Source organism: Streptomyces sp. NPDC014727 (assembly GCF_043083485.1).
Taxonomy (GTDB): Bacteria; Actinomycetota; Actinomycetes; order Streptomycetales; family Streptomycetaceae; genus Streptomyces.
This window is the reverse complement of sequence record NZ_JBIBYR010000003.1, coordinates 1-13,514: the sequence shown is the minus strand read 5'-3', so window position 1 is coordinate 13,514 and position 13,514 is coordinate 1. Positions and strand designations below refer to the sequence as shown.

Sequence of the window (13,514 nt, the reverse complement as noted above, 5' to 3'; positions counted from 1 at the left end):
CATCGCCTGGTGGAACAGCCGCGCTCGACCATCGCGTCGGTGATCGCCAGCCCGAGTGCCGCCGACGGCCTTTGGCCATCCGGGGCGAGAGGTGGCCGGTGCCGACGTGCCGGTACACGGTCTCAGGTGTGTGCCTGGCTGGACGCTTCATGTGGTGATCTTGGTGGATCTCTTGCTCAGACAGAGGCTTCATGAACGACACGCTAATTTGCCTAAATCTATTAGGCAAATGCATGATCGATATAGCTGGATGGGGGGAAGGCTATGGTTCGAGTGGGACTGACCGCGGAACCGGAGGGGTCCGTCGCGCCGAGCCCCGGCGCAAATGAACATTCCGAAATTCTTGATCAACAGGCAGAGGCAATGAACACCGAGCACCACTGGATCACCACACCTGTCACTGCGGACATCCTGCGCGGCTTCCTCGATGTGGAGGCGACCTCGCACGGTCTGCTGCCGCATCGGCTGCCCGCCCGGGCGCGCCGACAGATCCCCGACGACCAACTGGCCATGGCCGAGGCGCAGCCCTCCGGCGTGCGATTGGCTTTTCGTACTCGGGCCACCGCGATTGAACTCGACACGCTGCCCACCAAGCGGGTCTACCAAGGCTTCCCCGCCCCGGCGGACGGCGTGTACGACCTGCTGGTCGATGGCGATCTCGCCGCCCAGGCCACGGTGACCGGCGGTAACGTCCGCACCATCACAGACATGCTCACCCAGTCCGCCGAGCTGTCCGAGGGGCCTCCCGGCACCGCCCGCTTCCACGGTCTGCCGACGGGTGACAAGAACATCGAGATCTGGCTCCCGCATACGGAGATCACCGAGTTGATCGCGCTGCGCACCAACGCCTCCATCGAACAGGCTCCGGACAACGGGCGCAGGGTGTGGCTGCACCACGGCAGTTCCATCAGCCACGGCTCGAACGCCGCTCATCCGAGTGCCATCTGGCCGGCCCTGGCAGCCGCCCTGGGCGGAGTGGAGCTGGTCAACATGGGGTTCGGTGGCAGCGCGCTGCTCGACCCGTTCACCGCCCGCGCGATGCGGGACGCACCCGCGGATCTGATCAGCCTCAAGATCGGCATCAATGTCGTCAACTCCGACGTGATGCGCCTGCGCGCCTTCACCCCCGCAGTCCACGGCTTCCTGGACACCATCCGCGAGGGGCATCCGACCACGCCGCTACTGGTCGTGTCCTCCATCCTGTGCCCGGTCCAGGAGGACACTCCCGGCCCCCTCGCGCCCGACTTCGACGGCGGCACCCTGCGGTTCAAGGCCACGGGCGATCCAGCCGAACGCGCAGCCGGACGACTGACGCTCAACGTCATCCGCGACGAACTCACCAGGATCGTCCACCAGCGGGCGGCCGACGACCGGAACCTGCACTACCTGGACGGACGCGACCTGTACGGCGAGACGGACTACGCCGAGTTCCCCCTGCCGGACGAGGTCCATCCCGATCCCGCAGCACACCGCCGCATCGGCGAGAACTTCGCGCGGCTCGCTTTCGGCGACGGCGGTCCCTTCGCCGCCAAGACCGACTGATCGGATCGCGGTCACGCAGACCGCGATCGCTTCGTGGCGGAGCCCATGCCGGCGGACTTCACGCCCGCGATGCACCTCCACGTCTGCTCGCGCGGATCCGCCGCGGCTGAGGTGCTTCGTTCGGGTGAGGCCGGGCTCGCGGGGCCCGGTGCCGCGCCTCGCCGCGCTGTCGTCGGTCGCCATGACTCCCTCCTCCGCCTTGCGTCCACGGCACCGGGCCCCCGCTCGTTGATCCGGCCTGATCCAAACGAAGGTTCAAGCTCTGGGCAGGTGGCGGGTGTCCTGACGTCCGGTCAGTGCGTGGCGATGAGCTCAAGTGTGTCGATCACGCGGTTCGAGAAGCCCCATTCGTTGTCGTACCAGGCGACCACCTTGATGTGGCGGCCGTCGACGCGGGTGAGGGCCGCGTCGAAGATCGATGAGGCGGGATTGCCCGTGATGTCGGAGGACACGAGCGGGTCGTCCGAGTACTCGAGGGTGCCGGCGAGCGGCCCTTGTGCTGCGGTGCGGTACGCCGCCAGCACGTCGTCGCGCGTCACGTCGCGGGCGACGGTCGTGTTGAGTTCGACGATCGAACCCACCGGAACCGGTACGCGGATCGAGTCGCCCGCCAGTTTGCCATCGAGGTTCGGCAGCACGAGGCCGATGGCTTTGGCGGCGCCCGTCGTGGTCGGCACGATGTTGACAGCGGCGGCGCGGGCGCGGCGGGCGTCACGGTGCGGGCCGTCCTGCAGGTTCTGTTCCTGGGTGTAGGCGTGAACCGTCGTCATGAAGCCGTGCTCTATGCCGGCGAGCTCGTCGAGGACCGCGGCCAGCGGTGCAAGCGCGTTGGTCGTGCACGAGGCGTTCGAGATGATCGTGTGCACGGCCGGGTCGTACGCGTCGGTGTTGACCCCGAACGCGAGCGTGACATCGGCGCCGTCCGACGGAGCACTGACGAGCACCTTCTTCGCGCCTGCGTCGAGGTGGGCTCGGGCGGCCGTGGCCGACGTGAAGCGGCCGGTCGCCTCGAGCACGATGCCGACGCCGAGCTCGGCCCACGGCAGCTGCGCCGGTTCGCGTTCGGCGAGCACCGTGATGCGACGGCCGTCGACGACAAGGACGTTTCCGTCGACGGTCACCGGGCGGCCGAGCCGGCCGGCCGTCGTGTCGTACGCGAGCAGCCGCGCAAGGGTGGCGGGCTCCGTGAGGTCGTTGACAGCGACGACCTCGAGGTCGCTGTCGCGTTCGAGCAGCGCGCGCAGCACATTGCGTCCGATGCGGCCGAATCCGTTGATGGCGATACGAGTCATGAGTGGTGTCCCTTCGGTTCGCCATCAGGTTCGCTTGCACCGTCCGCCCGTGACAGCGGCGTGAGTGCCACGGCTCGAAAGGATCGCGCCACGGTGGCGGGCTACTCGCCCTGGGTGAAGGTGCGCCGATACTCGCTAGGCGTGGTGCCGAGGATGCGCTGGAAGTGCAGCCGCAGATTCGTACCGGTGCCGAGGCCGGTGTCGGCGGCGATCTGCTCGATGCTCCGTTCCGAACGTTCGAGCAGCTCGCGGGCCACGTCGATGCGGGCACGCATGACCCACTGCATCGGCGTGTATCCCGTGTCTTCGGCGAAGCGCCGCGAGAGCGTGCGTGGCGACACCGTCGCGTGCCGGGCGAGCACGTCGAGGGTGAGGGGCTCGCCCAGCCGGTGCAACGCCCACTCGCGGGTGGCGGCGAACCGCTCGCCGAGCGGCTCGGGCACGCTGCGTGGCACGTACTGCGCCTGGCCGCCGCTGCGGTAGGGGGCCGCGACCAGGCGTCGGGCCGCGTGGTTCGATGCGGCCACTCCGAGGTCGCCGCGCAGAATGTGCAGGCACAGGTCGATGCCGGAGGCGGCGCCGGCCGACGTCAGCACGCTTCCCTCGTCGACGAACAGGACGTTCTCGTCGACCTGGAGGAGCGGATGCTTCGCCGCAAGCGCGCGCGTGTAATGCCAGTGCGTCGTGGCGCGCTTGCCGTCGAGCAGGCCGGTGGCGGCGAGCGCGAAGGCGCCCGTCGAGATGGCGGCGAGGCGTGCGCCCCGATCGTGGGCCGCGAGCAGCGCATCGACGACGGCCTGGGGCGGGTCGTCGCGGTCCGGGAACCGGTAGCCGGGAATGAAGACGATGTCGGCCCACGCGAGCGCGTCGAGGCCGTGGGCGACGCAGTACGACAGGCCGTCGCCACCGGTCACGAGACCGGGCGCGGCGCCGCACACCCGCACCTCGTACGGCATGCTCGCGCGGGTCGTGAACACCTGAGCAGGAATGCCGACATCGAGCGGCTTCGCGCCCTCGAGAACAAGGACGGCGACGCGATGCAGGCGGGAGGCTGGCACGGGAACAGAATACGAGGGGATGTGGGGGCGGACCGTTCGGGCAGGAGTCCGAGGGCGGGATCGTCGGGCCCGGGCGGGAGCCGGTGGCCTGCCGGCAGGCCGACCCCCGCATTCGGGTCAGGGAACTCGACCATGCCTACACCTGCATCCGTGAGGAACTGGCCGGCACCGCCGCACTGCGTCCTGATCGTTTGCCGATGCCGCTTCCCCCGGTGGCCCGGCAGCTGCCCGTCGACACTTATCTGTGAGCCGCCCATGACGGTTGGGGGTGCGCCGTGTTGCCGGGGAGGCCTGAGAGGGGATGTTCCGGTTGGCTGGGCGTCGGCGGTGGCGGCGGCAGCTCGGCGTGCGTGACCGTGTACCCGCCGTTGGTCACCGGGGCGTACGGGGCGGGGGCCATGCAGGTGCCGACCGGGGCCTCCTCGGGTGGGGTGCCGCTCTCCGTCAGCAGGTTCACGCCGTTCCAGGAGAAGCCGACACGGTCGGCAGAACGGCCCTCGTCCTTGCCCCCGTCGTAGACGCTCAGCCCGACCCGGTGCCCGACGGTGGGCGGTCCGCCGGGGCTCACCTCGGTGATGACCGCTGTCAGTGTCGCGGTTCGCGGTCCGGTGACCAAGCAGTCCACGCGCCCCTTGGACGTGTACGTGATGTGTCGCTCGGCCGAGTAGTGAGAGATCTCGATCGTCCCCCGTGCGTCGGTGGGCAGACCTGTGGGGATCGTGGGCAGCGGACGGCTGTACGGGGCGCCATGGGCGTCGAAGGTGAACGAGCGGATGTCGTCGTCCTTGTAGTAGGGCAGCACGAACTCGGCGCTTCCGACGACGCTCGCGCGGATCGGCTTCTCCTCCCGGTGTCCGGGAGAAGCGACGGCGGAACCGGACAGGGTGAGACCTGTGGCGAGTGCGGCCAGGACGGCCACGGTCCTGCCCAGTGGAAGAGACGCCATGATGATCTCCTGCCTTTCTTGAGGAGCCGGTGTTTGACGGGATCCATCCTGCGAGTTCGCGTGGTCCCGGTCATCCGTCGGCAGGCTGGACGTCCCGGCGTTCGCTCACGCCGTGCGACGTAGATGTCGTCACCCTCAGGTCGCATGCCGCGAGTCGGCCGAAGCCTCGTGCCGGTGCGGCCAGCCCTTGATGCGTGCGGCAACGGCAGTGGTCAGTCGGCCTCGTGGACTCTGCGGCTCATGCGCGGGCGCCGCCCCGGCCGGTGATCTCGGCCGCACGGACAGACCGCGTACGGCACGCTCGCGCATCCCCACCACCGCGCACCTCGGCCACCCCGGAGAACTGCAATCCTCTTGGTGGCGCCGGGTGTTACGGATGGTGCAATGCCCTCGGGCACGGGGCATTCGTTGCTGCCGAGTCCTTCTCGGCAGCAACGCTGCGCTCGGCATTCAGTCCTGGGTCGTAGCCGGGGCGGTGAACGAGATCCAGGTATCGGGTGGCAGGTCCGGGCGACCCGGTACCGCTCTGCGCTCCTCGGCCCATGCGTCGCCTGCGATCTCGGCAGCAACGCGGCGCCAGAATCCGACTGCGGTGTCGTTGCCTTCCTGGAAGGCGACTTCCCAGGGCCCCGGGTGCTTCGTCACGACCTCGTGAACAGCGCGTAGCCCGATCCCCGTCCTGCGTACGCCACGCACCACGAAGAAGCTGCTCAGCACGCGCGTCGGGCCTGTCAGGCTGCGTACGAATGCGAGCCCGACGGGGAACTCGCCCCTGGTCACGAGATAGGGCGCCCAGTCGGCCTGTGTGAAGGCGGCGTGGAGCCGATCGCTTCGGAAGGTTCCGTCCGGGCGGGGCAGCACACCGCTGAACTCCGACATGTCATGTCGAAACAGTAACCAGAGGCGCTCCAGTGTCGGTCGGTCGGCCTGGCCGGCGAGGCGCACGGATATGTCGGTCATGAATTTCCTCCATGTTCGGCGGTCGGGTGGTGTCCGGGGCATCACGGGGTTGTTCGGCTGTGGCAGGACGGCGGTGGTCTCCCGTTGTGCCCGGGGTGGATCAGGGCATGAAAAAAGCCTCCCTGGCGGGGGCGGGGCCCGGCCGGGGAGGCTTAAATACTGAAAGGAAATCTATCACACTCCAGTGGAGTCTCCGCTCTTGTGATGCGGACTCAAGTCGTTCGCGCGCCCGCCGCGTCGGCCGGGGATTTCCCGTCCGTTGTCGGAGCACGAGTGACGGACAGTCGGCGTGACAACGACACCTGGGTTCTGTGCTTTGCTGCGCCTGATCGACGAACGGTCGACCGCGTCCGGGCCGCGGTCGCCTCCACGCCCAGCCTCGACGTGCAGGTGCCGACCTGTCCTGAGTGGACGCTTCGATCTGGTGCAGCATCTGGGCGGTGTGCACCGCTTCTGGGCCACGGTCACCGGCCCGGCTGCGGCTTCCCCGGTCTCCGGCGCCGTCGCCCGACATCAGCTCCAGGAGGTCGCGGTGCACACCTACGACGCCCGGATCACCCTGGGTGCCCCGCAGCCGCTGGCGGACGAGGCGGCACTCGACGGTGTCTCCTGCACCCGGCGGCAGCACGCGGTTGCGGTGCTCACCGCGTGCCGATGCCGTGAGTGGTGCCGTCGGTGACTGCCTTGAGTTTGTCCGGGTTGGCCACGTTGTGGATGGCGGTGATACGGCCGTCGGCGTCGAAGTCGAAGGTGACGGTGGCCATCACGCGTTCGGGCCCGCTGAACACTATGCCCGGCCCACCGTTGATCCCGACGAGTCGGGCATTCATGTCAGCGGGATCGACTCCCTGGTAGGTGACGGTGCCGATCGCCGCGAACCAGGCGGCCACCGTGGCCGCGCCGACGACCGGGCGCAGGGCCTGGCGGACCTTGCCGCCGCCGTCGGTCCACAGGGTCACGTCCGGGGAGAGCAGTTCCATCAGGGAGTTGACGTCCCCGCCGGTCGCGGCGGCGAAGAACCGCTCGGTGGCCTCGCGCTGCCTTGACCTGTCGGCGGCGAAGCGCGGCCGCCGGGCCTGCACGTGCTCGCGGGCCCGGTGCGCGGCCTGTCGCACTGCGGCTTCGGAACGTTCCACCGCCTGCGCGATCTCGGCGTGGCTGAAGTCGAAGACTTCCTTCAGCACGAACACCGCGCGCTCCAGCGGGCTGAGTGTCTCCAGCACCACCAGCATGGCCATCGACACCGATTCGGCGTCCGTGACGATCTCGGAGGCGTCCCCGCCGGTGAGGATGGGCTCCGGCAGCCACGGGCCCACGTACGTTTCGCGCTTGTGCCGGGTGGAGCGCAGCCGTTCCAGCGCCAGGTTCGAGACGATCCGCGTCAGGTACGCCTTGGGGTCGGCCACCTGCGAGCGGTCGGCGGCGGACCACTTGATCCAGGTGTCCTGGACCGCGTCCTCGGCGTCGGCGGCGGAGCCGAGGAGGCGGTAGGCCACGGAGAACAGCAGCCGCCGGTGCTCGTGGAAGACCTGCTGGTCGGGGCGGGCGGCCAGGTTGGTCATCGGGCCTCCCCGACCCGGGTGAAGCGGCCCCCTCGGGGCCAGAACGCGCCCGAGGCGGGCATCTTCTTCATGCGGCCGTAGGTCGGCCAGGGCGAGGCAGTCACTGTCTCCTTATACCGGGCCGCCATACGGCCGGTCAGGTGAATTCGCCGAGGGCTGTCGTCGGGGCGGGTGAACTGCACCACCGCGTCGTGCCGCCCCAGGCTCACCGGCGTGTGGTAGTAGCCGAAGCGGAACGGCCTGGGCTGCTTGCCCTTCAGCACGCGGTCGATCGACAGCGCGGCGTGCACCCCGGTCGGCATGCCGCCCTGGCAAGTGCCGTGCATGACGCCGTAGCCCTGGCGGATCGCGGCCGCGTCACCGACCGCGTACACGTCGGCGTGCGACACCGACCGCAGCGTGGCGTCGGTGACGATGCGTCCGCGCTCGTCGACCGTCACCCCGGCGGCGGCCGCCAGCGGCGACACCCGCGTACCACTGGTCCACAGAACGGCGTCGGCGGCGATGCTCTCCCCGCCCGCCAGTTCGACCGCATCGGGCAGCACCTTCACCACCTCGACTCCGGCGCGCACCTGGACGCCCAGTCGGTCGAGCGCGGCCCGCACGTACGCCTTGGCCTTGGGGTTCATGGCCGCACCGGGCCCGGCCCGGCCCAACAGCACGACATTCAGCTCCGGATGCTGTTCGGCGATCTCCGCAGCCGACTCGATGCCGGTCAGCCCGCTGCCGGCGACCACCACGGTGCCGCTTCCGAGTCGCTTCAGCCGGGCGGCCAGCAACTCGGCGTCCTGGGCACTGCTCAGGGTGTACGCGTGGTCCTCGGCCCCCGGCACCGTCGAGGTGTCGGCGGCCCCGCCCAGCGCGTACACCAGCGTGTCGTAGTGCAGCACCCGGTCGTCGTCGATCCGCACGGTTCTGGCGTCCGCGTCCATCGCCGTCACCCAGCCGCGCACGAACCGCGCGCCCGCGCCCTCCAGCAGCTCCGGGATGCTCAGCTCGGCGGACCGCTGCCCGGTCCCCGTCATGTGCAGCCGCATCCGCTCGGTGAAGAGCTCCTGTGCGTTCACCAAGGTCACCTCTACGCCCTCGCGCCCCCTGACCCGGGCCGCGAGCTGGATCGCCGCGGCCATGCCCGCGTACCCCGCCCCCAGGACCACCACGCGGTGCGCGGTCGTGGTGCCGGTCTCCTGTCGTGCGTTCAACGTTCCGTCCTCCTCGGCTCGCCTGCGGACACACACCAGATGGGAGCAGGCGGCCTGGACGTGACATGGACCGGATGTGATGCGCGACACAGCCCGAATCGAGGCCTGCCGGAAGGCGGTCGAAGGAGTCCGCGAAGCCGTCATGACGCGGCGGCTGTGACGACTGCCCTGCGGCGGTCGGGCACCCGGAATCCGGGCCGGCTCCGTCCGCGCCGACCGGCTCACGGCATCCGTGAGCGCAAGGACGAGGCTGTCTCCGGGCCGGCAGCGTCATCCCGCCGCCGGCCGAATCCGCTTCCGTGTCGCCCGCCGAATGCCGCGGAGACCTTCCCAGCCGCCCCTGAGTACCAGTAGCGGCATGAGGATCACGAGCGCGAGCCCATTCAGGGCCAGAATGCCGTACGCCACCCTGTTGCCTGTCACGGAGTGGGTGCTCGCCGTCTCGGGATGCCCCGGCTCGTAGTGGACGCGGATCGTGTCGCCGATGTCCGCGTCGCCGGCCTCCCAGAACTGATAGGGCCGGCGGCCGTTGTGAAACGAACTTCGATCCTCTTGAAGCGGCTTCCCTGGGGCCCGGCCACCTCGTCCTTCGCCAGGACGACCCCGTCGACCGGCTGTCCACGCGCGGCTGTCGCGGAGGCGTCGTTCAGCCCGTCGAGCCCTTGGCGGACGAATCCGTACCCGAGGACGACGAGCAACGCCGCCAAAGCCGTCACGGCCACCCCGCCCGCGACCTTCACTGCGCTGCGCGCCCACGCACCGAACCGGCGCAGCCGCCGCCGCGCACTCACCGTCTCCCACCCGTCCCATGAGCCACGGCCCCTCCTGCCAGAACTCGCACCGGGCGGCCTCCGCCGCGTGTTTCTCCCAGGTGTCCTCCCCGTCGTACGGAGCACTATCCGGGAAATCCTGTGCCTCCTGCGACTTGCAGTCTCGCGCGGGCTTGTCCTCGCGTGCGCATCGCAGAACGTCAGGTGGATCAGCGGCAAGATCCCGTGAGACGGGACGCGGGCCGATGCGGGACAAGTGCCCGGCGGCACTGGTTACGAACCTTTCGCGGACCAGCCGCAGTATCGGCTGACCGAACGGCGAAATCGCTCGACTTTCGCATGGCCCGATTTCAATGGCCCACCGCTACGGCTTCCGGTACGCGTACGCATCCGGCGCCTGTCGGACGTGCAGGAGTGTCACGGGCCGTTGTCGCTCCAGGCGCAGTCGGCGAGTGGGACAACCGGGTGGCGAAACAGGCCCAGCCGGTGGACACCGCACCGGGCGGTTGCGCGGTCAGCCCGCGCCGGGGAGGGCCCAGTTGCCGGGGAGGTTGAACAGGGCCGCCCTCAGCAGGGCAGCGCGGGTGCGGGGCGGCGCGCTTGGTGACACCTTTCGGCACGGGTGGCTTCTCCTCGGGTCAGCCGGTGGGGTGACCGGCCGCCCCCGGTACCGGCGGGCGCGGGCCGACTGCCGACGCTTCCGCCGGCGTCTCCGTCGGCGTTCACGCCGACGCTTTCACCAGCGCGCTCGTCACACCGTCCGCTCCTGGTCCGCGTGATCATGCCGGTGTTAGGGTGACGATCTTTGGCGGAATGACAGCCACCGTAGAAATGGGGTCGGGGGTGGTGCCGTGCGGTACCGCCGGGTTGGGGGGACATGCGCACGCTGCGCCCGTTGCAGGCTCTCGGTCTCTCCGCGACAGCGGAGGCCACCTACCTCGCGCTCGTGGAATGGGGACCGCAGACCCTGACCGAACTCACCGACCGGCCGGCGCTGGTCGGGTCGCTGCTTGACGGTCTCAAGGACGCCGTCGCCGAACTCAGCGACATCGGCTTGGTGTCCCGTACGGACGGCAGGCTGACCGCCCAGCCGCCCCGCGCGGTGCTGGAGGCGGTCGCCGAGCGGCGCGCGCGCCAGGCCCGGATCGCCTACGAGAGCGCCACGGCCCTGTCGCAGTACTGGCTCGACCACACCGCCGGAGCGAGCTACGTCGAGGTCGTCGACACCTCCGAGCGGCGCGGAGAGATCCAGTCGCGGGTGCACAACGGGGCCGTGTCCCAGGTGCGCGCGCTGTCGATCGGGCCGGTGGGCGGGGGCGACCGGATGCCGGAGGTCGGCCCCGGCACGCTCGACGCGCTGGACCGCGGGATCGCCTACCGGGTGGTGTACAGCGCCAACATCCTGCAGGACCCCAAAGCGCTGGAAGTGGCGCACGAGTGCGTCGCCCGAGGAGAACAGGCCAGGGTCTTCCCCGATGTCGCGCTGAACGTGCTGGTCTGCGACGACCGTTTCGCCGTGGTTTCCGTCGCCGCCCCGAACCGTACGGGACACCACAGTGTCGTCGTGCAGCCGTCGGGGCTCCTGGAGGGTCTGATCGGCGTCTTCGAGTCGTACTGGCAGATCGCCGTTCCGCTCCCGCCGGCCGGTGAAGCCGTCAAGAGCGAGGCGACCTCCGAGGGACGGCAGCTCCTGAGCTACCTCAGCACTGGGTTGACCGACGAGTCGATCGCCCGTGAGCTCGGGGTGAGCGAGCGCACCGTCGCCCGGCGCATCGCCCGCCTCCAGGAGATGCTCGGCGCCAAGACCCGGTTCCAGCTCGGCGTCCAGGCCAGCCGCCGCGGCTGGCTGTGACCCCGGACCACGGCCCGGCTCGCGGCGTGGGCGCGCGGGGCGGGCCGGTGCGTGATCCGGCCCGCCCCGCGCGGGTCCTCAGCCGCTCAGGCGTTCATCGCCCCGCGATGTGGCGGTGATTGTCACTTGCTGTCCGGCTTGACCAGGTCGGGCAGCTTGGCCTCGAAGAGCGTGTCGAACGCGAGGGCGGGCAGGATGTGGCCCTGGTTCGGCGCCTCGTTGGCCACGCCCGCCGCCCAAGTCGCCGAGTCGAGCCGCTGGTTGGGCGTGCCATGGTGACCGGAGCTGGTGAAGCTGCAGTCGCCGACCTGGTAGAACGACTTCTCGGACTTGAGGACGCGGGCGGCGTTCAGCGACTCGCCGCGGGAGTGGGTCAGGTAGTACGTGCCGAACGCGTCCGCCATGAGTTCGGTGCGGCGGGTGGCCTCGGGGCCGGTCAGGTCGCTCTCGAAGAGGTTCTTCTGGTACTGGACGTGGTGACCGAACTCGTGGCCCAGGATGCCGCGCGGCGCGACGTCGCCCAGGCTCACCGCGTTCATGCCCTGCAGGATGCCGTCACCCATGATGATCCGCTCCGTGATGCCGAGCGGCTCCGGGTCGTCCTTCTCGCTGTAGGCGAAGGCGTTGAAGGTGAAGATCGGGTTGGCGCCGCCCTGGAGGACCGGCTCCGAGTCGACCAGCTCGATGAACATGTCGGCCAAGTCGAGGTTCTCCTCGGGCGTGCCGCCGTACAGCACGGAGAGCGTGCGGGCAAGCCGGTCCGGGCTGGTGAAGACGTCCGCGCCGTGCATGGGAATCAGCTCGATGCGCGCGGAGTCGATGTCCCAGAAGCGCTTGAGGTTCTTCATCTCGGAGTTGAGCTGCTGGGTGTACTCACCCTTGACGCCGAACCTGTTCGACGACGACTCCTTGCCGTAGATCAGCGCGTCGTAGGTGGGCATGTCGAAGCCACCGAAGAGCGACAGGATGAAGATGGTCCACGGGTCCTGGGCGTCATCGAGGAGGGAGTTGGCGTACTTCGACAGATCGGTCGTCTGGCACTGGTAGTCGCCGGGGTTGATCGCGCTGTCGCGGATCTGCTGCCACTCCTCGCCCTTCAGACCGTACTTGGCCTTGGCCGCGTCGAGGCGGGCCTCCCAGTCGGCGGGCAGCTTGGCCAGGATCCGGTCGACGACGGCCTGGTGCTGCGGGTCCATGGAGGAGGTGTCGATGGAGGACTGCAGCGACCGGCTCGCCGCAGTTGTGACACCGGTCGCGTCAGCGGCGTGCGCGGGAAGCGCCATGCCAAGGCCACAGGTCGCGGCGATCGCCAGGCTCGCTGCCACAGACAGGGTCTTCTTCACGAGGTCTCCTTTCGAGGGTGCCCCGGTAGGGCATCCAAGGGCGACGCTCAGTCTGTAAGTCCAACTACCGGATCAAGAAGCGTCGTTCACTGTCTGAAACCGGCATGTCTGGAACCTGACAGCCTCGTGGATCCCGTCACGCGTTCGCGTCCGCGGTCGGCGGCCCGGTCTCCGGGCGTCCAACCGGTTCCACCGCACCTGCCCCTCGTACGCGACGGACGGGAGCGGCGGCCAGATGGCGGAGGCCACACCGCGACCGACGCGCTCGACACCCCCGACGGCGACACCCTTTACCGTCTCCGGGCCGCGAAGGCCCACGAGGAAGAGACGCGCCGCCGGGCGGCTGAGCGTGAGGCACGCCGACCGGTGTGCACCGACTGCCGTCGGGGCGAAGTTCACCGACGCCCGCTGGGAGGCGGTACGGGGCTGGGCACAGTCCTGAGGCAACCAGAGCGATGGCCAGTGCGGGCCGTGCGTGGACGCCTCGAACCCGGCGACAACCTCCGAATCACCTGCTGAGCAGGAGGCGCTGCGAAGATCCGGAGTGCTGTCGTTCCTCGGTTTCTGGCTCACTTTCCGTGAAGCAGGAACCGTGGATGACGGCGCTCTTACTGTTTGGGCCTCACGGTAGTCATTCTGGGCGACTCTGACCCCGTTGCCCGCCCATGGCACGGTTGATCACCGACTCTTCGAGGATGTTCACCGTGTTGGTATAAATCAGTCAACTCTGGCCAAAGCAACGTAGTTCGATCAGGTCGCGGCGATGTTCCGTTCGCTGATCGATGTGCGGTGAGGGTCGTTGGCAGGGGCGGGATGGATCTGGCCCATGTAGTCCCCCTCAATGCGTAGAAGGTGGAAGCCTGCGCGGCCGAACATCTGGCGTTTGAGCATCTTAAAAGTTACGTGGAATCTGTCCGGGGTGATCATGTCTCCCCGGTGCTACCACGGACTTGGGAGATGGCTTGAGCGGCACGATGGTGCTGACGG

Annotated in this window: 10 protein-coding genes and 1 pseudogene; 3 read left to right on the top strand and 8 right to left on the bottom strand. The window is 69.2% G+C overall.

What is annotated here, in order from left to right; translation table 11 throughout:
- Positions 1 to 363 precede the first annotated feature (363 nt).
- The gene (locus ACF1B9_RS06095) at positions 364 to 1,542 is read left to right on the top strand and encodes a GDSL-type esterase/lipase family protein (protein ID WP_391739352.1); all 1,179 of its coding nucleotides are present in this window, start codon (positions 364 to 366) and stop codon (positions 1,540 to 1,542) included.
- A 293-nt stretch (positions 1,543 to 1,835) separates the two neighbouring features.
- Here the strand turns inward: ACF1B9_RS06095 and gap are convergent, their stop codons facing one another.
- From gap to ACF1B9_RS06075, 4 genes are all read right to left on the bottom strand, one after another.
- The gene (gene gap / locus ACF1B9_RS06090; RefSeq protein WP_391739351.1) at positions 1,836 to 2,834 is read right to left on the bottom strand and encodes a type I glyceraldehyde-3-phosphate dehydrogenase; all 999 of its coding nucleotides are present in this window, start codon (positions 2,832 to 2,834) and stop codon (positions 1,836 to 1,838) included.
- Between the two features lie 101 nt (positions 2,835 to 2,935).
- Complete coding sequence (locus tag ACF1B9_RS06085) at positions 2,936 to 3,892, bottom strand: GlxA family transcriptional regulator (RefSeq protein ID WP_391739350.1); 957 nt, start codon at positions 3,890 to 3,892, stop codon at positions 2,936 to 2,938.
- A 238-nt stretch (positions 3,893 to 4,130) separates the two neighbouring features.
- On the bottom strand, positions 4,131 to 4,838 hold the full coding sequence (locus tag ACF1B9_RS06080; protein WP_391739349.1) for a hypothetical protein: 708 nt from the start codon (positions 4,836 to 4,838) through the stop codon (positions 4,131 to 4,133).
- 450 nt (positions 4,839 to 5,288) lie between these two features.
- A complete protein-coding gene (locus ACF1B9_RS06075) occupies positions 5,289 to 5,798 on the bottom strand; it encodes a GNAT family N-acetyltransferase (protein WP_391739348.1) in 510 nt (169 codons plus the stop codon).
- Between the two features lie 289 nt (positions 5,799 to 6,087).
- Here ACF1B9_RS06075 and ACF1B9_RS06070 point away from each other — a divergent pair.
- A pseudogene (locus tag ACF1B9_RS06070) lies at positions 6,088 to 6,405 on the top strand (maleylpyruvate isomerase N-terminal domain-containing protein); the annotation flags it as partial.
- Between the two features lie 34 nt (positions 6,406 to 6,439).
- Here ACF1B9_RS06070 and ACF1B9_RS06065 read toward each other — a convergent pair.
- Positions 6,440 to 7,360: an RNA polymerase sigma-70 factor gene (locus tag ACF1B9_RS06065; protein WP_391739347.1), complete on the bottom strand. Its 921-nt coding sequence runs from the start codon at positions 7,358 to 7,360 to the stop codon at positions 6,440 to 6,442.
- On the bottom strand, positions 7,357 to 8,562 hold the full coding sequence (locus tag ACF1B9_RS06060) for an NAD(P)/FAD-dependent oxidoreductase (protein WP_391739346.1): 1,206 nt from the start codon (positions 8,560 to 8,562) through the stop codon (positions 7,357 to 7,359). Before ACF1B9_RS06060 ends, ACF1B9_RS06065 begins: the two co-directional genes overlap by 4 nt.
- A gap of 1,647 nt (positions 8,563 to 10,209) precedes the next feature.
- On the opposite strand from ACF1B9_RS06060, the gene ACF1B9_RS06055 reads away from it, so the two are divergent.
- Positions 10,210 to 11,184, top strand: a complete 975-nt coding sequence (locus ACF1B9_RS06055; RefSeq protein ID WP_391739345.1) for a LuxR C-terminal-related transcriptional regulator — start codon at positions 10,210 to 10,212, stop codon at positions 11,182 to 11,184.
- 122 nt (positions 11,185 to 11,306) lie between these two features.
- Here the strand turns inward: ACF1B9_RS06055 and ACF1B9_RS06050 are convergent, their stop codons facing one another.
- Positions 11,307 to 12,527 carry a hypothetical protein gene (locus ACF1B9_RS06050; RefSeq protein WP_391739344.1) on the bottom strand — a complete coding sequence of 407 codons (1,221 nt, stop codon included), beginning with the start codon at positions 12,525 to 12,527 and terminating at the stop codon, positions 11,307 to 11,309.
- 750 nt (positions 12,528 to 13,277) lie between these two features.
- A complete protein-coding gene (locus ACF1B9_RS06045; protein ID WP_391739343.1) occupies positions 13,278 to 13,454 on the bottom strand; it encodes a hypothetical protein in 177 nt (58 codons plus the stop codon).
- Positions 13,455 to 13,514 lie beyond the last annotated feature (60 nt).